The 20,877-nt window shown below is 68.7% G+C and carries 21 protein-coding genes and 1 tRNA gene; 13 read left to right on the top strand and 9 right to left on the bottom strand.

What is annotated here, in order from left to right:
• The 7 genes from infB to pnp form a co-directional block, all read left to right on the top strand.
• On the top strand, positions 1–2,099 hold a 2,099-nt coding region (gene infB / locus IP78_RS12155), incomplete at its 5' end, for a translation initiation factor IF-2 (protein WP_054111945.1).
• 165 nt (positions 2,100–2,264) lie between these two features.
• Complete coding sequence (locus tag IP78_RS12160; RefSeq protein WP_054111946.1) at positions 2,265–2,759, top strand: hypothetical protein; 495 nt, start codon at positions 2,265–2,267, stop codon at positions 2,757–2,759.
• Between the two features lie 13 nt (positions 2,760–2,772).
• Positions 2,773–3,441, top strand: a complete 669-nt coding sequence (locus tag IP78_RS12165; RefSeq protein ID WP_054111947.1) for a DUF2459 domain-containing protein — start codon at positions 2,773–2,775, stop codon at positions 3,439–3,441.
• A gap of 64 nt (positions 3,442–3,505) precedes the next feature.
• Positions 3,506–3,955 (top strand): 30S ribosome-binding factor RbfA, encoded by a 450-nt coding sequence (gene rbfA / locus IP78_RS12170; protein WP_054111948.1) that lies wholly within the window; start codon positions 3,506–3,508, stop codon positions 3,953–3,955.
• Positions 3,955–4,887 carry a tRNA pseudouridine(55) synthase TruB gene (truB, locus tag IP78_RS12175; RefSeq protein ID WP_054111949.1) on the top strand — a complete coding sequence of 311 codons (933 nt, stop codon included), beginning with the start codon at positions 3,955–3,957 and terminating at the stop codon, positions 4,885–4,887. Before rbfA ends, truB begins: the two co-directional genes overlap by 1 nt.
• Before the next feature lie 95 nt (positions 4,888–4,982).
• Positions 4,983–5,252, top strand: coding sequence for a 30S ribosomal protein S15 (gene rpsO / locus IP78_RS12180; RefSeq protein WP_029417594.1), 270 nt, complete (start codon positions 4,983–4,985; stop codon positions 5,250–5,252).
• Positions 5,253–5,503: 251 nt separating this feature from the next.
• Positions 5,504–7,747, top strand: a complete 2,244-nt coding sequence (gene pnp, locus IP78_RS12185) for a polyribonucleotide nucleotidyltransferase (protein WP_054111950.1) — start codon at positions 5,504–5,506, stop codon at positions 7,745–7,747.
• Positions 7,748–7,846: 99 nt separating this feature from the next.
• On the opposite strand, the gene IP78_RS12190 is transcribed toward pnp, so the two are convergent.
• Both IP78_RS12190 and rph read right to left on the bottom strand, forming a co-directional pair.
• Positions 7,847–8,230 carry a hypothetical protein gene (locus IP78_RS12190; RefSeq protein WP_054111951.1) on the bottom strand — a complete coding sequence of 128 codons (384 nt, stop codon included), beginning with the start codon at positions 8,228–8,230 and terminating at the stop codon, positions 7,847–7,849.
• Between the two features lie 63 nt (positions 8,231–8,293).
• Complete coding sequence (gene rph / locus IP78_RS12195; protein WP_054111952.1) at positions 8,294–9,028, bottom strand: ribonuclease PH; 735 nt, start codon at positions 9,026–9,028, stop codon at positions 8,294–8,296.
• Positions 9,029–9,081: 53 nt separating this feature from the next.
• Between rph and IP78_RS12200 the strand changes: the two genes are divergently transcribed.
• Genes IP78_RS12200 through grpE form a run of 3 tightly spaced genes read left to right on the top strand, consistent with a single transcriptional unit; the run spans position 9,082 to position 11,359 of the window.
• Positions 9,082–9,654: a GNAT family N-acetyltransferase gene (locus IP78_RS12200; protein WP_054111953.1), complete on the top strand. Its 573-nt coding sequence runs from the start codon at positions 9,082–9,084 to the stop codon at positions 9,652–9,654.
• Positions 9,651–10,721, top strand: coding sequence for a heat-inducible transcriptional repressor HrcA (gene hrcA / locus IP78_RS12205; protein WP_054111954.1), 1,071 nt, complete (start codon positions 9,651–9,653; stop codon positions 10,719–10,721). The genes IP78_RS12200 and hrcA overlap by 4 nt, the downstream gene beginning before the upstream one ends.
• Before the next feature lie 50 nt (positions 10,722–10,771).
• The gene (gene grpE, locus IP78_RS12210; protein ID WP_255350752.1) at positions 10,772–11,359 is read left to right on the top strand and encodes a nucleotide exchange factor GrpE; all 588 of its coding nucleotides are present in this window, start codon (positions 10,772–10,774) and stop codon (positions 11,357–11,359) included.
• Positions 11,360–11,368: 9 nt separating this feature from the next.
• On the opposite strand, the gene IP78_RS12215 is transcribed toward grpE, so the two are convergent.
• Together IP78_RS12215 and IP78_RS12220 are read right to left on the bottom strand one after the other, a co-directional pair.
• Positions 11,369–11,971 carry an alpha-ketoglutarate-dependent dioxygenase AlkB gene (locus IP78_RS12215; RefSeq protein WP_054111956.1) on the bottom strand — a complete coding sequence of 201 codons (603 nt, stop codon included), beginning with the start codon at positions 11,969–11,971 and terminating at the stop codon, positions 11,369–11,371.
• A 103-nt stretch (positions 11,972–12,074) separates the two neighbouring features.
• Positions 12,075–12,479: a hypothetical protein gene (locus IP78_RS12220; RefSeq protein ID WP_054111957.1), complete on the bottom strand. Its 405-nt coding sequence runs from the start codon at positions 12,477–12,479 to the stop codon at positions 12,075–12,077.
• Positions 12,480–12,787: 308 nt separating this feature from the next.
• On the opposite strand from IP78_RS12220, the gene dnaK reads away from it, so the two are divergent.
• The 3 genes from dnaK to dapB all read left to right on the top strand — a co-directional run bounded on the left by dnaK (position 12,788) and on the right by dapB (position 16,898).
• Positions 12,788–14,683 (top strand): molecular chaperone DnaK, encoded by a 1,896-nt coding sequence (gene dnaK, locus IP78_RS12225; protein WP_054111958.1) that lies wholly within the window; start codon positions 12,788–12,790, stop codon positions 14,681–14,683.
• Positions 14,684–14,935: 252 nt separating this feature from the next.
• Positions 14,936–16,120, top strand: coding sequence for a molecular chaperone DnaJ (gene dnaJ / locus IP78_RS12230; RefSeq protein ID WP_054111959.1), 1,185 nt, complete (start codon positions 14,936–14,938; stop codon positions 16,118–16,120).
• 28 nt (positions 16,121–16,148) lie between these two features.
• The gene (dapB, locus tag IP78_RS12235) at positions 16,149–16,898 is read left to right on the top strand and encodes a 4-hydroxy-tetrahydrodipicolinate reductase (protein ID WP_054111960.1); all 750 of its coding nucleotides are present in this window, start codon (positions 16,149–16,151) and stop codon (positions 16,896–16,898) included.
• A gap of 77 nt (positions 16,899–16,975) precedes the next feature.
• On the opposite strand, the gene trmB is transcribed toward dapB, so the two are convergent.
• From trmB to hemC, 5 genes are all read right to left on the bottom strand, one after another.
• Positions 16,976–17,653 carry a tRNA (guanosine(46)-N7)-methyltransferase TrmB gene (gene trmB / locus IP78_RS12240; protein WP_054111961.1) on the bottom strand — a complete coding sequence of 226 codons (678 nt, stop codon included), beginning with the start codon at positions 17,651–17,653 and terminating at the stop codon, positions 16,976–16,978.
• Positions 17,654–17,759: 106 nt separating this feature from the next.
• Positions 17,760–18,959, bottom strand: a complete 1,200-nt coding sequence (gene metK / locus IP78_RS12245) for a methionine adenosyltransferase (RefSeq protein ID WP_054112015.1) — start codon at positions 18,957–18,959, stop codon at positions 17,760–17,762.
• A gap of 142 nt (positions 18,960–19,101) precedes the next feature.
• Positions 19,102–19,177, bottom strand: a tRNA-Thr gene (locus IP78_RS12250).
• 42 nt (positions 19,178–19,219) lie between these two features.
• On the bottom strand, positions 19,220–19,885 hold the full coding sequence (locus IP78_RS12255) for a uroporphyrinogen-III synthase (protein WP_054111962.1): 666 nt from the start codon (positions 19,883–19,885) through the stop codon (positions 19,220–19,222).
• Between the two features lie 10 nt (positions 19,886–19,895).
• Positions 19,896–20,828 carry a hydroxymethylbilane synthase gene (gene hemC, locus IP78_RS12260; protein WP_054111963.1) on the bottom strand — a complete coding sequence of 311 codons (933 nt, stop codon included), beginning with the start codon at positions 20,826–20,828 and terminating at the stop codon, positions 19,896–19,898.
• Positions 20,829–20,877 lie beyond the last annotated feature (49 nt).

Here is a 20,877-nt window from a genome sequence, read left to right on the forward strand (position 1 = left end):
CGCGCCCCGGCGGTCCCCGCACGGGTCCCGGCGGCCGTCCGGCCCCGAACGCGCCTCCGGCCGAGCCCAACGTGCTGCGTCCCAGCCGCGCGCCCGGCGCCGGCTTCGGCCGTCCCGCCAAGCCCGAGGACGATCGCGACAAGCGTTTCTCGGACGCCGGCAAGGCCGTCAGCCGCACGCGTGGCGAGCCCAAGCGCCGCGAAGGCCGCCTGACCATCCAGGCCGTGGCCGGAGGAGACGAGGACGCCGCCGAGCGCATGCGCTCGCTCGCATCGGTCCGTCGCGCTCGTGAACGCGAGAAGGAAAAGCGCAAGGGTGGCTCGACCGATGCGCCCAACCGTCCGCGCGAGGTCGTCATCCCTGACGTCATCACTGTGCAGGAGCTGTCCAACCGGATGGCCGTGCGCGGCGTCGACATCATCAAGTTCCTGATGAAGCAGGGCCTGATGATGAAGATCAACGACGTCATCGACACCGACACCGCCGAACTGGTGGCCGACGAATACGGCATGACGGTCAAGCGCGTGTCGGAAAGCGACGTCGAAGAGGGCTTCCTGTCCGACGCCGTCGACGACGAGGCGACCACGCCGCGCGCGCCGGTCGTGGCCATCATGGGCCACGTCGACCACGGCAAGACCTCGCTGCTCGACGCGCTGCGCACCACCGACGTGGCGGCGGGCGAGGCCGGCGGCATCACCCAGCACATCGGTGCCTATCAGGTGCGCACGGCGAACGGCGAGGCGGTCACCTTCCTCGACACGCCGGGCCACGCGGCGTTTTCCGCCATGCGGACGCGCGGCGCCAACGTCACCGACATCGTGGTGCTGGTGGTCGCGGCCGACGACGGTGTCATGCCCCAGACGATCGAGTCGATCTCGCACGCCAAGGCGGCGGGGGCTCCGATCATCGTGGCGGTCAACAAGATCGACAAGCCGGAGGCCGATCCGCAGAAGGTCGTCAACGAACTGCTGCAGTACGAGATCATCGGCGAGGCGCTCGGCGGTGACACCCAGATCGTCGAGGTCTCGGCCAAGGCGCGGACCAACCTGGACGGTCTGATCGAGGCCATCCTGCTGCAGGCCGAGGTCATGGACCTGAAGGCGGACCCCGAACGCTCGGCCGAGGGCGTGGTCATCGAGGCCAAGCTGGACAAGGGCCGTGGCCCGGTCGCTACCGTGCTGGTCAAGCGCGGTACCCTGAAGCGCGGCGACATCGTCGTGGCCGGCTCCTCCTGGGGCAAGGTCCGCGCCCTGCTGAACGAGCGCAACGAACAGCTCAAGGACGCCGGACCTTCGGTCCCGGTCGAGATCCTGGGTCTGGACGAGGCGCCCTCGCCCGGCGACGTCTTCGCCACCGTGGACAGCGAGGCCCGCGCCCGCGAGCTGACCGAGTTCCGCGCCCGCCAGAAGCGCGAGAAGGCCACGGGCGGCATCAATCAGGTGTCGCTGGTCGACATGATGTCCAAGCTGGGCTCCAAGAAGATCTCGGAGCTGCCGGTCGTTATCAAGTCCGACGTCCAGGGCTCGGGCGAGGCCATCTCGGGCTCACTGGAGAAGATGGGCAACGACGAGGTCCGCGCCCGCGTCGTCTATTCCGGCGCCGGGGGCATCACGGAATCGGACGTCCAGCTGGCCAAGTCGGCGGGGGCGCCGATCCTGGGCTTCAATGTCCGCGCGTCGAAACAGGCCCGCGACCTCGCCGACCGCGAGGGCGTGGAGATCCGCTACTACGCGATCATCTACGACCTGCTGGACGACATGAAGGGCGTGCTCTCGGGCATGCTGGCACCGCTCCAGCGCGAGACCTTCCTGGGCAACGCCCAGGTGCTGCAGGTCTTCGACATCTCCAAGACCGGCAAGATCGCCGGGTGCCGCGTCACCGAAGGCGTCGTGCGCAAGGGTGCCAAGGTCCGCATCATCCGCGAGGACGTGGTGGTGCTGGAGCTGGGCACGCTCGCCACGCTCAAGCGCTTCAAGGACGAGGTCAACGAGGTCCCGTCGGGCCAGGAGTGCGGCATGCACTTCCAGGGCTTCCAGGACATCAAGGTCGGCGACTACATCGAGTGCTTCACCGTCGAGGAAGTGAAGCGGAGCCTGTAAGCTTGGCGCTGCGCGCCGGGCGCTAACGCTCGGCTCGCGGAGCCTCGCTGCTTGAGCGCCTGTCGTGGCGCTACCGCTCGCGACGCGGTCGCTCGCTGCTTGAGCGCCGTATTGCCCTGTGGTCTTGGCCTCCCTTCCGCCACGGATCGCGGTATCAGTGCGGGTATGCGTCGCCTGATCGTCAGTCTCTTCCTACTTGTCCTCGCGGGACCGGCCGTGGCGGATACGCGCCTGCTGGCCTTCGATCCGGCGGACCGGGTGACGCGGGCCCTGACGCGTGGCGTGACGCTGGAGGTCGAGCGCGGCCTTTTCGGAGCCATATCCGTGCGCCGCATCCTGTCGACCAGCGCGCGGGGATCGGCCGCCATCGCGCGGGGCGGCCCGGACGAGGCGCGGCGCGTGCTGCCGGAAGGCGTTTCGGAAGCCACGGTCTACACCATCCCGCTGGAAGGCGACGGACGTGGCCTGGCGCGTGCCTTGTGCCCCGGAGCGGACAACACCTTCCTGGTGCTCGGCCGCGTGCGGGCCGGCCGGCCGATGGCCATGCACGGCGTCGGCCGTTGGCCCGATGGCGTCTATCGCCACTGCGTGACCCTGTCCTACCTCTATCGCGGCGAATGGAGCGCCCCGCCGCGCGCGCCGGTCGGCGAGACGCCCTGATGCGCGGGCCAAGATGATGAGACTGGGGGGCGTCGTCATCGCAAGCCTGCTGGGCCTGATCGCCGGGCTCTGGACCTGGACGCGGCAGGGCGCCGAGGTCGCGTTGGGCGAAGGGTCGCCGGTCGTGGTCCACATCCTGAACAACGGCTTCCATACCGACCTGGCCGTGCCGCGCTCGGCGCTGGAGGCGCGAGGTGGTCCTCTGGCCGAGGCGTCGCGGTCGGTCGGCGCGGGGGACTGGATCCTGATCGGCTGGGGCGACGCCAAGTTCTTCACCGACACCTCGCCGATGGAGGGCCGCCTGCTGGACGGCGTGCGCGCCTTCTTCCGGCCCGCCAATCCGTCGGTGGTGATGCTGGACCCGCACGCGGGCGATCCCGTGCGCGGCCTTCCCGCGGAGAAGGTGCGGACGCTGAGCCTGTCTCCCGCCGCCTTCGCGGCCATGACTGGCCGGGTGGAAGAGTCGCTCGCGCTTCAGGACGGCCGCGCCCGGCTGTCGACGGCCCGTCCGGGCGCGGGCGCGCACTTCTTCGCCAGCCACGAGCACTTCTGGATCGGCTACCTCTGCAACAGCTGGACGGCGCGGGTACTGAACGCTGCCGGTCTGGATATCCGCCCCATGCGCGCCGTCACGGCCGGGGAGGTCGTCGCCACGGTGGACAGGGCGGCCCAAGGGGCCTAGACCGCCCGCCTTTCGCTTTTCGAGCCGGGTCCGATCCCCGGCGAGCGGAACACGGAGACCCGAAATGGGCAAGCAACACACCCGAAACGCTTCCGGCCCCGCAGGCCCCTCCCAACGCCAGCTGCGCGCCGGCGAACTGATCCGTCACGCCCTGGTCGATGTACTGCGCGAGGAGGAAATCCACGACGAGGCCCTGCGCGGCGTCTCCATCACCGTGACCGAGGTGCGTCTCAGCCCCGACCTCAAGCACGCGACCTGCTTCGTCGAACCGCTGGGCGCCGGCGTCGACGCGGCCGAGACGGCGGGTCACGAGGACGCGATCATCAAGGCGCTGAACGCCCACGCGAAGTTCCTGCGCGGCCAGCTGGGCCGGCACATCGACATGAAGTTCACGCCCGACCTGCGCTTTCGCCACGACGAAAGCTTCGACGCCGCCAGCCGCATCGACCGCCTGTTCGACGACCCCCGCGTCCGCGCCGATCTGGAACGCCGCGACGCAGACGACGACGCCTGATGAGCCGCAGGAAGAAGGGCAATCCCGTCCACGGCTGGGTCTGTCTCGACAAGCCGCTGGAGATGGGCTCGACCGAGGCCGTGACGAAGGTGCGCCGCCTGTTCGACGCGCAGAAGGCGGGCCATGCCGGCACGCTCGATCCCCTGGCGACGGGCATCCTGCCCATTGCGCTGGGCGAAGCGACCAAGACCGTGCCGTTCCTGATGGACGCCCAGAAGGTCTATCGCTTCACCATCAACTGGGGCGTTTCGACCGACAGCGTGGACCGCGAGGGCGAAATCGTCGCCCGCTCCCACGTCCGGCCCTCCGTCGAGGCGGTCCGGGCCGCGCTGCCGGCCTTCGTCGGCGAGATCGACCAGACTCCGCCGCGCTTCTCGGCCATCAAGGTCGACGGCCAGCGGGCCTATGACCTGGCCCGGGACGGTGCCGACTTCGAGCTGGAGAGCCGTCGCGTCGTCATCCACGAGGCCGCCGTCACTGACGCGCCGGACGCCGACCACGTCGAGATCACCATCCGCACCGGCAAGGGCGTTTATGTCCGCTCCCTGGCCCGCGACCTGGCTCTGGCGCTGGGCGCCGAGGGGCATGTTTCGGCGCTGCGGCGCGAGCGGGTGGGGCCGTTCTCGACCGAAAACGCCGTGTCGCTGGATTTCCTGACCGATCTGGTGCATAGGGACGCCGCCTTTGAGGGCTTGCTGCCCGTCTCGACCGCCCTGGACGACATCCCGGAGCTGGCCGTGACGGACCAGGACGCCTTCTCGCTTCGGCAGGGACGGCCGATCGTTCTGCTCCCCCGACAGGTCGAAACCCTGAAGAGCCGCCTTTCTGGCGGGTCTCGCACCGTTTCCACCTTTCAGGGCCAGACCTTGGTCGCACTCTGTCAGTTGCGGGCCGGCCGGCTCGAACCCGACCGCGTTTTCAACCTGTCCTGACGCACCCCTCCCAAGGGACCGAAGGGACACTTCCCCGGGCTCAAGCAGCGAGACGCCGCGCGTCGAGCGGTAGCCCACAAGAAAGGAAGCTACGGATGTCGATCACTGCTGAACGCAAGGCCGAGGTCATTGCGGACAATGCTCGCTCGTCGGGCGACACCGGCTCGGCCGAGGTCCAGGTCGCGATCCTGTCGGAACGCATCGCCAACCTGACCGAGCACTTCAAGACCCACAAGAAGGACAACCACAGCCGCCGGGGCCTGCTCAAGCTGGTCTCGCAGCGTCGTCGCCTTCTCGACCACCTGGCCAAGACCGACAAGGATCGCTACGGCGCCCTCGTCGCCAAGCTGGGCCTGCGCCGCTAAGCGCGGGCTGCGCGGAACAGATCACGAGGCGCGGGTTCACGCCCGCGCCTTTTTCCGCATATGAAGACCGGTGCGCCGCCGGTGAAAAGGTGCAAGACGCGAGGGCTCCACAGCAGTCCTCATCACACCCGGACCGATCGCCATGGGGCGGCCGGTCCACGGATCGAAGGACGAGAAAGGCCCGACGCTCCACCCCCTGACGGGACGCCCGCCCGGAATCCGCCGCGCGGGGCACGAAAGACGAAACGACTATGTTCGACATCAAACGCAAGACGATCGACTGGGCCGGCCGGCCCCTGACCCTGGAGACGGGCCGCATCGCCCGCCAGGCCGATGGCGCGGTTCTGGCCACCTATGGCGAGACCGTGGTCCTGGCCACCGTCGTGTATGGCCGCGCGCCCAAGCCCGGCATGGATTTCTTCCCCCTGACCGTGAACTATCAGGAAAAGACCTTCGCCGCGGGCAAGATCCCGGGCGGCTACTTCAAGCGTGAAGGCCGTCCGACCGAGAAGGAAACCCTGGTCAGCCGCCTGATCGACCGTCCGATCCGCCCCCTGTTCGTCAAGGGCTTCAAGAACGAGACCCAGGTCGTCGTCACCGTGCTGCAGCACGACCTGGAGAACGACCCCGACGTCGTCGCCATGGTCGCGACCTCCGCCGCCCTGACCCTCTCGGGCGTGCCCTTCATGGGCCCGATCGCGGGCGCCCGCGTCGGCTACATCAACGGCGAGCTGGTGCTGAACCCGACCATCGACCAGCTGACCGAGTCGGATCTGGATCTGGTCGTCGCCGGCACCGCCGACGCCCTGATGATGGTCGAATCCGAGGCCAAAGAACTGTCGGAAGACACCTTCCTGGACGCCCTGATGTTCGCCCATCGCGGCATGCAGCCGGTGATCGAGGCCATCATCGAACTGGCCGAGCACGCCGCCAAGGAGCCCTTCGACTTCCAGGCCGAGGACCACTCCGACGTCGTCGCCGCGATCAAGAAACTGGTCGGCGAGGACATCAAGGCCGCCTACACCCACGTCACCAAGCACGAGCGTCACAACGCCGTCGGCGCCGCCAAGAAGAAGGCCGCCGAGGCCCTGGTGAAGACCGACGAGAACCCGGACGGCGTCGAGCCGGCCAAGTTCGGCGCCGCCTTCAAGGAGTGCGAGGCCGAGGTCCTGCGTCGCGACATCATCGAGAACGGCCACCGCGTCGACGGCCGCGCGCTCGACAAGGTCCGTCCGATCGTCTCGGAAGTCGGCGTCTTCCCGCGCACCCACGGTTCGGCCCTGTTCACCCGGGGTGAAACCCAGGCCATCGTGGTCGCCACGCTCGGCACCGGCGACGACGAGCAGTACATCGACGCCCTGACCGGGACGTACAAGGAGAAGTTCCTCCTGCACTACAACTTCCCTCCCTATTCGGTCGGCGAGACCGGCCGGATGGGCGGTGCGGGGCGTCGGGAAATCGGTCACGGCAAGCTGGCCTGGCGGGCAATCCGTCCGATGCTGCCCAGCCATGACGAGTTCCCCTACACCATCCGCCTGGTGTCGGAGATCACCGAGTCGAACGGCTCGTCCTCCATGGCCACGGTCTGCGGATCGTCGCTGGCCCTGATGGACGCCGGTGTGCCGCTGAAGAAGCCGGTCTCGGGCATCGCCATGGGCCTGATCCTGGAGCCGTCGGGCGAGTTCGCCATCCTGTCGGACATCCTGGGCGACGAGGATCACCTCGGCGACATGGACTTCAAGGTCGCCGGCACCCGTGACGGCATCACCTCGCTGCAGATGGACATCAAGGTCGCCGGCATCACCGAGGAGATCATGCGAAAGGCCATCGCCCAGGCGTCGGCCGGCCGCCTGCACATCCTCGACGAGATGGACAAGGCCATCGACGGCGCCCGCACCGAGCTGGGTGAGTTCGCGCCCAAGATCGAGACCATCAAGGTCCCGGTCGACAAGATCCGCGACATCATCGGCACGGGCGGCAAGATCATCCGCGAGATCGTCGAAAAGACCGGCGCCAAGATCAACATCGAGGACGACGGCTCGGTGAAGATCGCCGCCTCCGAGCAGGAGAAGATCGACGCCGCCAAGAACTGGATCAGTTCCATCGTGTCCGAGCCCGAGCCCGGCATGATCTACTCCGGCAAGGTCGTGAAGGTCGTCGACTTCGGCGCCTTCGTGAACTTCTTCGGGGCCAAGGACGGCCTGGTGCACGTCAGCCAGATCAGCCTGGAACGCGTCGCCAACCCGGCCGACGTCCTGTCCGAAGGCCAGGAGGTCAAGGTCAAGTTCCTGGGCTTCGACGATCGCGGCAAGACCAAGCTGTCGATGAAGGTGGTCGATCAGGCGACCGGCGAGGACATCACCGACAAGATCAACGCCGAGCGCGCCGAACGCGGCGAGCCCCCCCTGTCGGAAGACACCGGCGGCCGTCCCAAGCGCGACGGCGACGGCGGCGGTCGTGGCGGCGGCGATCGTGGCCGGCGTCGCCGGGACTAAGTTCCCGAGTCATCGCTGAGATGAAGAAGGCCTCGCTGGAAACAGCGGGGCCTTTGCTTTTCTCCCTCCCCCAGCGGGGGAGGGAGAGAGCACGTCAGCCTACGCCGCGCACTCCGTCGGTTTCTGCTCGCTCTCGCCATACTGAGCGCACGACCGGTCGATCTCGCCCTGGATCATCTCGCAGGCGTTCAACGCATTGCACGGCGGCCGGGTCGCCGGGCTGACGGCGATGCAGCGGGCGACCAGCCGGGCGGAGGCGGCCTCGCCGATCTCCTCGCGGCAGTTGGCGGGCGTCGCGGAGGCCGTCTCGACCTCGCCGGGCGCTTCCTCCTGGGGCGGGGCGTCGTCGGGCATCATGGCGGGCGGCGCGGCGACGGGGGCGGCTTCCGTCGCCGGGGCCTCGGTCGGCTCGGCGGGCTCGGAGCCGCAGGCGGCGAGCGACAGGGCGGCAATCAGGGCGAGGGACAGGCGAACGCGAGGCATGGCTAGCTCTCCGGGCGGTCGGGACCCGGACGATGCCTCGCTTCGGCCTGGATGCCTAGCCGCCTACGCCCGTTGGGCGAGTGCGGCCTCGACGGCCTCGCGCTGGAGCGTGAACAGGTGGCCACAGCCCAGCTCCGCCAGCTCGAACAGGCGGTCGAACTCGGGGCGGGAGAAGCCGCGCTTCTCGCCGGTCGCCTGAATTTCCACAATGGAGCCGGAGCCCGTCAGGACGAAGTTGCCGTCGGCCTCGGCCTGGCTGTCCTCCTCGTAGTCGAGGTCCAGCACCGGCGTGTCGGCGAAGACGCCGCACGAGATGGCCGCGACCTGGTCCAGCACCGGATCGACCTTCAGCACGCCCTCGGTCTTCAGGTATCCCAAGGCCGAGGCCACCGCGACCCAGGCCCCGGTGATGGAGGCCGTGCGGGTGCCGCCGTCGGCCTGGATCACGTCGCAGTCCACCAGCACCTGACGCTCGCCGAGCGCCTTCAGGTCGATGACGGCGCGCAAGCTGCGGCCGATCAGGCGCTGGATCTCCTGCGTCCGGCCCGACTGCTTGCCGGCGGCGGCTTCGCGCCGGCCGCGCGTGTGGGTGGCGCGGGGCAGCATGCCGTATTCGGCCGTGACCCAGCCCGAGCCCTTGCCGCGCATCCAGCCGGGCACATTCTCCTCGACGGAAGCTGTGACCAGCACCTTGGTGTGGCCGAACGAGACCAGGCATGAGCCCTCGGCGTAGCGGTTGACTCCGGTCTCCAGCGTCACGGCGCGGAGCTGGTCGGGGGTGCGGTCGGAGGGTCGCATGATCGGGGTCTCGAGGGCGTTGCGGAACGGGCCGCACCGCTTATCCTGAAACCATGAGCCTGTATGCCCCCGAACGTCAGGCGAGCCCGCCCGCAGCGTCGGCGGTGACCCTGAGACCCGCGACCGTCGCCGACGCCGCCACCCTGGCCGCCTGGGACCTGGAACCGCACGTCATCGCCTGTTCGAGCGATGATCCCTTGGCCGAGGTCGCTTTCGACGGCATCGACTGGACCGACGAGCTGACCAACTCCGCCTATGAACTCACCTACGTCATCGCCGAGGTCGAGGGCCAACCGGTCGGCGTCATGGCCGTCTGCGATCCCCATACCGAGCCCAGCCACTACTGGGGCGAGATCGAGCCCAATTTGAGGGCCATCGACATCTGGATCGGACCGGCCGAATGGTTGGGTCGCGGGGTCGGCACATCCATGATGACCCAGATGATCGACCGGTGCTTCGCCGAGCCGGGCGTGGAGGCCATCGTCATCGATCCGCTCGCGTCCAACACCGCCGCCATCCGCTTCTACCAGAGGCTGGGCTTCGTCCCCGAGGGCCGGCGGATGTTCGATGAGGACGACTGTCTCGTGCACCGTCTGACCCGTGCTGTTTGGGAGGCGCGCGCATGACCTTCCTCAATCCCTCGCCCGGCCTGCCCGCGCTGGACCAGCGGGCCCGCGACATCTTCCGCAGCATTGTCGAGACCTATCTGGAAACGGGCGAACCCGTCGGTTCGCGCACGGTTTCTCGCGGCGGCGTGGCCCTGTCGCCCGCCTCGATCCGCAACACCATGCAGGACCTGACGCTGGCCGGGCTGCTGGCCGCGCCCCACACCTCGGCGGGACGCATCCCCACGCACGCGGGTCTGCGCCTGTTCGTGGACGGCCTGCTGGAGATCGGCGACATCGGGGCCGACGAGCGGCGCGAGATCGACGCGCGTCTGGCCGGGCGCGGGCGCGGCTTCGACGAGGCGTTGAACGAGGCCTCGGCCCTGCTCAGCGGCCTGGCGGGCGGGGCCGGCATCGTCGCCAGCCCGGTGCGGGACGCCGGCGTCAAGCATGTGGAGTTCGTGGCGCTCGGCTCGGGCCAGGCGCTGGCTGTGCTGGTCGCCGACGACGGCACGGTCGAGAACCGGCTGATGACGCTGGCGGCCGGGGTCACGCCGTCGACCCTGCAGGAGGCGTCGAACTTCCTGAACGCCCGGCTGAAAGGGCGCCCGCTGTCGGAGGCCCGTCAGGAGATGCGCGGCGAACTGGACGCGGCCCGCAAGGAACTGGACGCCGCCGCCGCCCGTCTGGTCGAGGAGGGGCTGGCCGCCTGGTCCGGCGGGGGCGACCGCGACCGCTCCCTGATCGTGCGCGGCCGGGCCAATCTGCTCGCGGACGCCGGCGCGGTCGAGGATCTGGAGCGGGTGCGGGTCCTGTTCGACGATCTGGAGCAGAAGGAGCAGCTGATCGGCCTGCTCGACGGGGTCACGACGGCGCAAGGGGTGCGCATCTTCATCGGGGCGGAGACGCGGCTGTTTTCGCTTTCGGGTTCCGCTGTCGTCGCGGCGCCCTATATGACGGGCCGCCAGCGGGTTCTGGGCGCCATCGGCGTGATCGGACCCGCGCGACTGAACTATGCCCGCATCATCCCGTTGGTGGACTACACCGCCCGGGTGCTGGGGCGCATCCTGGACGGACAAGAGACGTGACCGATACGCACAATCCCGACGCGACCGAGCCCTCCGCGCTGGACGAGGCCCTGGCCCAGGCCGAGGCCGCGCTGGACGGACAGGGCGGCGACGACCTGTCGACGGTAGACGCCCTGATCGCCGAGCGCGACCAGTGGAAGGACCGCGCCCTGCGCGCCGCCGCCGACGCCGACAACACCCGCCGGCGCGCCGAGACCCAGATGAACGACGCCCGCGCCTACGCCATCCAGCGTTTCGCCAGGGACCTGCTGGGCGTGGCCGACAATCTGGAGCGCGCGCTTCAGGCCGCGCCGAAGGACGCCGACAGCCAGGCGGCCGGGCTGATCACCGGGCTGGAGCTGACGCAGAAGTCTCTGCTTCAGGCCTTCGAGGCCAACGGGCTGAAGCGCGTGGCGCCGGGGCTGGGAGAGGCCTTCGATCCCCACCTGCATCAGGCCATGATGGAACAGCCCTCGACCGAGGTGCCCGGCGGAACGGTCATCCAGACCATGCAGGCGGGCTATGAGCTGTTCGGCCGGACCGTCCGGCCGGCCATGGTCGTGGTCGCCGCCAAGGGATCGGGCCCTCGGGCGCAGAGCCAGAACCCCTATGGCGCGGCGGCGGGTGCCAACGGCGCGGCCTTCGACGGCAAGGCCTGACCCGCCCGTTCAGGCCGCGCGCCTGAGCGTCAGATTGATCCGGCCCCCGCCAGGGATCAGCGACGATGATCCGCCGAGGATGCGGTCGATCCCGTGGCGCGCCAGCCGCGCCGGTCCGGTCAGGGCGCAGACATCGCCCGACGCCAGTTTCAGAGTGCGGGTGGATCCGCCGTCGGCCGGGCCTATGCGGAACACGGCGGTGTCGCCGAGCGAGATCGACAGCACCGGCTGGGTCAGGTCGGCCTCGTCCCGGTCCTGATGCAGCCCCATCCGGGCGTCAGGGTCGTAGTGGTTCACCAGACAGGCGTCCGGCGGCGGCGCACCGGTCACCTCTGCCCATAAGGCCAGAAGCGACGTGGGCATCGGCGGCCATGGTCGCGCGTTTTCCGGGTGGGTCGGCTGGTAGCGATATCCGGCGCGATCGGATACCCAACCCCATGACCCGAGGTTGGTCATCCGCACCGAGAATGGGCGACCGCCCGGCGTGACCGGTCGATACGGCGGGGCATCGATCATCGCCGCCTCCACGTCGGCGAGCAGCGTGGCCTGGGCGGCGGCGTCGAGGCGGCCCGGCCAGTACAGAAATCCCGGCAGATCAGGAAAGGGAGTCATCCGGCTCAAGTAGCGAGCGACCGCGTCGCGGGCGATAGCGCGACCCCGACCTGCGTCATCCGGCTCAAGTAGCGAGTGACCGCGTCGCGAGCGCTAGCCGGGCCTACCTCGTGAAGTAATAGTCCGCGATCTGGCAGCTGTTGATCCCGCCGCGCTCCAGCGTTTCGCCGGTGTCGAAACGGGCGCGCACCGCATAGCGGCAGGCCCCCGTGCCGTCGTCTATGGCCACCACGACGCTGCGGCCGGCCGCCAGACCGCTCGAACCCAGCAGATTGCCCGTCCAGCCCGAGCCGGAGGACGCCTGCAGGGCAACGATCGCCAGACCGGTCTGGTTGTGGACCCTGACGTTCCTGTTGTTGGCATCGCGCGATTGCATCGCGGCGATACGCGTGATCGTCCCGGGAGCTGCCTTGGGGTCCGCTGGACTGGAAGTCGCCCCGGCCCATCCCGCCCCAAGGAGGGAGAACGCCAGAGCCAGGCTCAGGAAACGGCGCGAAATCAGGGACATGACAGGGCAACCTTCGCGGCCGGACGGATCGCAGACGGGGATATTGTGCCCCAGGGCCGCCCGGATCGCCACTGACCGCTCCTGACCGGGCCTGATTCGACGCCAAGCCCTTGCGGCGGATCGGGACTTTCCCATATGCCGCACAGCCCGGAAGACCCCGCTGATCGTGGGGTTTCCCGGATAATCGAACCCAACCTGCCGGTCGCCGCGCCCTCGCGGTCCCGGCGCAAACAAAACGGGGGCGGTCACGCGCGGCGCTTTACGATAAGGCCGCCGCATCGCCCGCCAGACGGAGAAAAGACAGGCTCATGGCCAAGATCATCGGTATCGACCTCGGCACCACCAACTCGTGCGTCGCCGTGATGGACGGCAAGAACCCCAAGGTCATCGAGAACGCCGAGGGCAACCGCACGACCCCGTCGGTCGTCGCTATTCAGGAAAGCGGCGAGACCCTGGTCGGCCAGCCGGCCAAGCGCCAGGCGGTGACCAACCCGGCCAACACCTTCTTCGCCATCAAGCGCCTGATCGGCCGCAACTTCGACGATCCGATCGTGGCGAAGGACAAGGGCATGGTGCCCTATGAGATCGTCAAGGGCCCGAACGGCGACGCCTGGGTGCGCGCCCACGGCAAGGACTACTCGCCCCAGCAGATCAGCGCCTACACCCTGATGAAGATGAAGGAGGCCGCCGAGGCCTATCTGGGCGAGAAGGTCACCCAGGCCGTCATCACGGTGCCGGCCTACTTCAACGACAGCCAGCGTCAGGCGACCAAGGACGCGGGCAAGATCGCGGGGCTGGAAGTCCTGCGCATCATCAACGAGCCGACCGCCGCCGCCCTCGCCTACGGCCTTGAGAAGAACGACGGCCAGAAGATCGCGGTCTATGATCTCGGCGGCGGCACCTTCGACGTCTCGATCCTGGAGATCGGCGACGGCGTGTTCGAGGTGAAATCGACCAACGGCGACACCTTCCTGGGCGGCGAGGACTTCGACGTCCGTCTGGCCGACTATCTGGCCGACGAGTTCAAGAAGGAGCAGGGCGTCGATCTGAGGAACGACAAGCTGGCGCTCCAGCGTCTGCGCGAGGAAGCCGAGAAGGCCAAGAAGGAGCTCAGCTCCACGACCCAGTATGAGGTCAATCTGCCGTTCATCACCATGAACGCGTCGGGCCCGCTGCACCTGAACATCAAGCTGTCGCGCGCCAAGCTGGAGGCCCTGGTCGATGATCTGGTCCAGCGCACCATCGAGCCCTGCCAGAAGGCGTTGAAGGACGCGGGTCTCAAGGCCTCGGACATCGACGAGGTCGTTCTGGTCGGCGGCATGACCCGCATGCCCAAGGTGCAGGAGGCCGTGAAGGCCTTCTTCGGCAAGGAGCCGCACAAGGGCGTGAACCCCGATGAGGTCGTGGCGCTGGGCGCCGCGGTCCAGGCCGGCGTGCTGCAGGGCGACGTCAAAGACGTGCTGCTGCTGGACGTGACCCCGCTCACGCTCGGCATCGAAACGCTCGGCGGCGTCTTCACCCCCCTGATCGAGCGCAACACGACCATCCCGACCAAGAAGTCCCAGGTCTTCTCGACCGCCGACGACAACCAGTCGGCTGTGACGATCCGCGTCTTCCAGGGCGAGCGTCCGATGGCGGCCGACAACAAGCTGCTCGGCCAGTTCGACCTGATGGGCATTCCGCCGGCACCGCGCGGCCTGCCCCAGATCGAGGTCGCCTTCGACATCGACGCCAACGGCATCGTCAACGTCTCGGCCAAGGACAAGGCGACCAACAAGGAACAGTCAATCCGCATCCAGGCCAACGGCGGCCTGTCGGACGCCGACATCGAGAAGATGGTCAAGGAAGCCGAGGCCAATGCCGCGGCCGACAAGGCCAAGAAGGACCTGGTCGAGGCCCAGAACGCGGCCGACAGCCTGATCCACTCGACCGAGAAGGCTCTGGCCGAACACGGCGAAAAGGTCGGCGAGGCCGAAAAGACCGCCATCGAGACCGGCCTGGCCGAGCTCAAGGCCGCCCGTGACGGGACCGATCCGGAGGATATCCGGGCCAAGACCAACACCCTGGTCCAGGCCTCGATGAAGCTGGGCGAGGCCATGTACGCGGCCCAATCCGGCGGCTCCAACGACGCCCCGGCCGACGACGGCGTGGTCGACGCCGAGTTCGAGGAAGTCTCGGACGAAGACCAGAAGAAGAGCGCGTAACGACAATCCTCCCCCGCGCAGCGGGGGAGGGGGATCAGCCGGAGGCTGGTGGAGTGGGCGGCCCCAGACGCGGTATGCGTGGTTGCCCCCTCCACCGCTTCGCGGTCCCCCTCCCCCGTTCGCTGCGCTCCGTGGGAGGATCAACTTGCATCATCTGCCCCAACGCCCATGTCTCGGGCGTCGGCCATCCGGCAGTCGCCCGTCACAGGCGGCAACGGATCGTCAGGGGTTGGGCATTAAGGACATCGGCGCATGGCGCGGGATTACTATGATGTGCTGGGGGTCGACCGGGGGGTCGATGCCGCTGGCCTGAAATCCGCCTATCGCAAGCTGGCGATGGAGCATCATCCGGACCGCAACGGCGGCTCCGAAGAATCCATGGCCAGGTTCAAGGAGATCTCGGAGGCCTATTCGGTCCTGTCCGACGATCAGAAGCGCGCCGCCTACGACCGCTTTGGCCACGCGGGTGTCAACGGACAGGGCGGCGGATTCGGCGGCCAGCAGGGCTTTCACGACGTCAACGACATCTTCGCCCAGGTTTTCGGCGACGCCTTCGGAGACGTCTTCGGCGGGCGGCGCCAGTCGACGGGCCCGCGTCGCGGCTCTGACCTGCGCTTCGACCTCGAGATCACCCTCGAGCAGGCCTATCAGGGTGCCGAGGTCGAGATCGCTGTGCCTACCACGGTCACGTGCGAGACCTGCACGGGGTCGGGCGCCAAGCCGGGGGCCAAGCCCTCGACCTGCGGCACCTGCAACGGCGCGGGCCGCATCCGCCAGGCCAACGGCTTCTTCCAGATGGAGCGGACCTGTCCGTCCTGTGGCGGGGCCGGACAGCGTCTGGCCCAGGCCGATGTCTGCACCACCTGTCACGGCCACGGCCAGGTCAGAAAGAACCGGAAGCTCGCCTTGAAGGTGCCGGCGGGCGTCGACGACGGCTCGCGCATCCGCCTGTCGGGCGAGGGCGACGCCGGCCAACGCGGCGGGCCGCGCGGTGACCTTTATGTCTTCCTGTCGGTCCAGCCCCACGACCTGTTCGAACGGGACAACCTGGATCTGCTCGTCACCGTCCCCGTGCCCATGACCGTCGCCGCCCTGGGCGGCGAGATCGAGGCCCCCTGCCTCGTGTCCGAGGCCTGTGACGGTCAGTGCAAGGCCCCGGTCAGCGTCCCGGCCGGTGCCCAGACCGGCAAGACGGTCCGCATCCGTGGCAAGGGCATGCCCCACCTGAATGGCCGCCAGCGCGGCGATCTGGTGGTCGAGCTGTTCGTCGAGACCCCGACCGACCTGACGCCGCGCCAGAAGGAGCTGATGCAAGAACTGGCCGCCTCCTTCGGCGAGGACCAGAGCCCTCGAAACTCCTCCTTCGCCGGCAAGGCCAAGCGATTCTGGGCCGACATCCTGGGGGCCGACGAGCCCCGCCGTGAAAGCGCCCAGTGAGGGCCAGCAGGGCCGGGGGGCCTCGGACTTGAGCGACATCTTCCACGTCGGCATCTCGGGCGCGCGCGGTCGCATGGGTCGGGCCGTCAGCCAGGTTCTGGACGCGCGCGGCGACGTCATGGTCGCTGCCCGCTTCGACTGGGGCGAGACGCCTGACCTTTCGCTGTGCGACGTGGTCATCGATTTTTCGACGGCCGAGGCCTCTGTGGCCCTCGCGCAGGCCTGCGCCGAGCGCGGCGGTCCCGCTCTCGTCATCGGCTCGACCGGTTTCTCGCCCGAGCAGGACGCGGATATCCTGAAAGCCGCCGAACGCATCGCCATTGTCCGCAGCGGCAACTTCTCGCTGGGTGTCAACATCCTGATCGGCCTGGTCGAGCACGCCGCCCAGAGGCTCGATGCGCGGGACTGGGACATCGAGATCACCGAGGCCCATCACCGCAAGAAGGTCGACGCCCCCTCCGGCACCGCCCTGATGCTGGGCGAGGCCGCCGCTTCCGGCCGGGGCCATGACCTGTCGGCGCTGCGCACGGCTCCCTACGATGGCGTCGGTGAGGCGCGACAAACCGGTAAGATCGGCTTCTCCTCCATCCGCGCGGGCGGGATCGTCGGCGAGCACACCGTGCTCTTCGCCTCAGAAGACGAAGTCGTCACGCTCAGCCACTCCGCCATCGACCGCAGCCTCTTCGCCCGTGGCGCCGTGGCTGCAGCCGCCTGGGTCCGGAACCGCCGTCCGGGACTCTATGACATGCAGGACGTCCTCGGCTTCCGGCAGGCCTAGATGCCTGTGTCGCTTCGCGACGCGCTAACGCTCGGCTCGCGGAGCCTCGCTGCTTGAGCGCGATTTGCCGTTCGGTCCTACCGCCGTTCGAACTCCAGGAAGATCGGATCGGTGTCGCCCAGCCGCTTTTCCTCGTAGCGGGTGACGACATGGTCCTCTGGAGCCACCGTCCAGTCTGCCTTCTCATCCGCCAACCAGACCAGCCCCGGCGTCGCGATCAGCCGCTCCAGCGCCCAGCCGGCGTAGTCCTTCCAGTCCGTGACGAACCGCAGGCGCCCACCGGGCTTCAGCACCCGCGCCAGCTCGGTCGCGAATTCCGGCTGGATCAGGCGACGCTTGTTGTGCCGCGCCTTGTGCCAGGGGTCCGGGAACAGGATCATGACCCGGTCCAGACTGGCGTCGGGCAGGGCCGCGACCACGGCCCGGGCGTCGTCGTCATGCAGCCGCACGTTCTTGAGGTCGCCTTCCTCGACATGCCTGAGCGCCGAGGCCACGCCGTTCAGGAACGGCTCGCAGCCGATCATCAGAGCCTGCGGATGGCGCGCCGCCTGCGCCGCCAGATGCTCGCCGCCGCCGAAGCCGATCTCCAGCCAGACCTCTGCTGCGCCGGGCATCAGGGCCGCGGCGTCGATCCGGCCCTCGGTCGGAACGGGCAGGCGCACCGTTGGCATCAGGGTGTCGAACAGCGCCGCCTGACGCGGCTTGATCGGCCGCGACTTGATGCGGCCGAAGGATCGGAGGGGGGGGTGGGGCATCAGAAGGTTCGAGGTTCTAGGGGCTAGGTTCTAGGGGCGTGGCCATGAGCCCGGCCAAAAGGTGGCCTGCAAAACCCTAGTCCCTAGACCCTATAACCTAGAACCTTCAGACCAGCGCCTTCAGCTGATCCACCAGATCGATCTTCTCCCAGCCGAAGCCGCCGTCGGCGTCCGGCTCGCGGCCAAAGTGGCCATAGGCGGCCGTGCGGGCATAGATCGGCTTGTTCAGGCCCAGGTGCTCGCGGATGGCGCGGGGGGTGGCCCCCCCGATCAGGTCCAGGATGCCGGCTTCCAGCTTGGCCTCTGTCGCGCCGTTCTTGCCGGTGCCATGCAGGTCGATATGGATCGACTGGGGCTTGGCCACGCCGATGGCGTAGCTGATCTGGATGGTGCAACGATCCGCCAGACCGGCCGCCACCACGTTCTTGGCCAGGTAGCGACAAGCATAGGCCGCCGAACGGTCCACCTTGGTCGGATCCTTGCCCGAGAAGGCTCCGCCGCCGTGGGGCGAGGCCCCGCCGTAGGTGTCGACGATGATCTTGCGGCCCGTCAGCCCGGTGTCGCCGTCCGGCCCGCCGATCTCGAAGATGCCGGTCGGATTGATGTGCCAGACGGTGTTCTCGTCGGTGAAGCCTTCGGGCAGGACCTCCAGGATGTAGGGCTTGACGAAGGCGGCGACCTCAGCAGCTTTGCCCTTGGCGTGCTGGGTCGACAGCACGATCGACGTGGCGCGGACCGGCTTTCCGTCCTCGTACTGGATGGTGACCTGGCTCTTGGCGTCCGGCTCCAGAAGGGTGCCGCCGGCGTGACGCACCTCGGCGAGGCGCTTGAGGATGTTGTGGCTGTACTGCAGCGTCGCCGGCATCAGCTCGGGCGTCTCGTTCGAGGCATAGCCGAACATGATGCCCTGATCCCCCGCGCCCTCGTCCTTGTTACCAGAGGCGTCCACGCCGACCGCGATGTCGGCCGACTGGCCATGCAGGCGGTTGATGAACTCAAACGTGTTCCAGTGAAACTGGTCCTGCTCGTAGCCGATGTCCTTCACGGCCGCGCGCACCGCCGCCTCGATCTCGGCCTCGATGCCCGGCTCCCAGGTGTCCTTCTCGGAGTTCCAGATGCCCTGACCGCGGATTTCGCCCGCCAGCACCACCAGGTTCGTGGTCGTCAGTGTCTCGCACGCCACCCGCGCATAGGGATCCTTGGCCAGGAACAGATCGACGACGGTGTCGGAGATGCGGTCCGCGACCTTGTCGGGATGGCCCTCGGACACGCTTTCCGAGGTGAAGAGGAAGGACGAACGGGACAAGGTCTGGCTCCGATGGCTCGCGCGGACGCGCGTCACAGCGCGCAGACATATAAAGATATCTTTATGCGATCAAGTGAGGCTTCACGCAGGCGCGTGAACGGCGGCGGCGTCGGGTCGCCTGGTTCGGATTGGCTGTATGAAATGGTGCCGCTTAGGTGACTCGAACACCTGACCCCCGCATTACGAATGCGATGCTCTACCAGCTGAGCTAAAGCGGCCTGCCAGCGGGGCGCAATGTGCCCGGCGACGGAAGCGGCTCTTTATACGGCAGGCCCCGGCTTGCCAAGGGCCGCGAGCAGGGCGTCCTCGGTGGGGGCGGCGGCGACGCGGACCTCCCTGAAGGGCAGCTGAGACAGAGGCGCGGCGGCGGCTTCGGAGATGGCGCAGGCCAGCCGGCCCATAGCGTCGGGTGCGAGATCTGCCAGGACCCTGCCGGCGCGGGGACTGTGGATGAGAACAGCGTCCCATCCCTCCGGCGGGCGCGCGATGGTCTCGACCGTTTCATAGACGCAAAGGGTCTGGACATGCGCCACTTCGCCCACCAGGACCGAAAGGTCTCCGGCGGGTTGCGCGGCGGCGGGGTGCAGGAGGGCAAGGCCCTTGGCCTCCTCGCGGATCACGGCCGCGAGGGCCGAAAGGTCACCATCGGCGGAGCGGACGGAGACGAAACCTGCCTCCATCGCCGCGCCGGCGGTGGCGTCGCCGACGGCGAAGACCGGGCGGTCGCGTGCCGGGCTCAGGCCCGTGAAGACGGCGACCGCGTTCATGCTGGTGAAGACGAGGGCGTCGATGCCGGTCAGGTCGACCGCAGTCCGCAGGGGGCGCACTTCCAGCAGGGGGGCGATCACCGGCCTATAGCCCAGCCCGGTCAGCCGGGTGGCGGTGGCCTCGGCGCCGGGGCGGGCGCGGGTGATCCAGACCTTCATGGCCTGGCGATCAAACGGCGACCCTCTGGTCTCCCGCCGCCGCGTGGACCTGCTGACCCAGCTCCAGCCCCAGCGCCCGGGCGCGGTCCTCGGCGTCCGTGCCAGTCAGGTCGATCTGGCCCGAGCGACGCCAGCGGGCGGAACCGTCGGGGGCCAGCATCTCGGTGGTCAGGGTCAGGGTCTGGCCCGCGACCGTGGCGTGGGCACCGACGGCCGTACGGCACGAGCCTTCCAGCGCCGTCATGGCCCCGCGCTCGGCGGCGACGGCGAGCCGGGTGTCGCGGTCGTCCAGCGCCCGGACCCAGTCGTGATCGGTGTCGCCCTCGCGGGTCTGGAGCGCGAGCGCCCCCTGTCCCGGCGCGGGCAGGAAGGCGTCGAGCGACAGATAACCCCGAACAGATTCGGCCCGCCCCAGCCGGTTCAGGCCGGACGCGGCCAGCAGGATGGCGTCGAAGTCGCCCTCGGCCGCGCGACGCAACCGGGTGTCGATATTGCCCCTCAGCATCTCGATCTTCAGGTCGGGGCGAAGGGTCAGGGCCTGGGCCTGACGCCGCAGGGAGGCGGTGCCGAGACGACCGCCGTGCGGCAGAGCCTCCAGCGTGTCGAAGTCGCGGCTTATGAAGGCGTCGCGCGCGTCCTCGCGCTCGGGGATGGCGGCGATGGTCAGGCCCGGCGGCTGCTCGGCGGGGACGTCCTTCATCGAATGCACCGCGATGTCGACGCGACCGTCCAGCAGGGCCTCCTCGATCTCCTTGGTGAACAGGGCCTTGCCGCCGACCTCCATCAAGCGGCGATCCTGGATCTGGTCGCCGGTGGTGACGATCTCGACCAGCACGACCTCCTCGAGGGGCAGGCTCATGGCGGCGGCGATGGCCCGCTGCATCATGCCGGATTGGGCCAGGGCGAGGGCGGAGCGGCGGGTGCCGATACGGATGGTGGGCATTCGGGTCCGTTGCGTCAGGGGGACCGGGTCGTTACCTGACGCCGGTGCA

The sequence above is a fragment of the Brevundimonas sp. AAP58 genome (genome assembly GCF_001295975.1).
Classification (GTDB): Bacteria; Pseudomonadota; Alphaproteobacteria; order Caulobacterales; family Caulobacteraceae; genus Brevundimonas.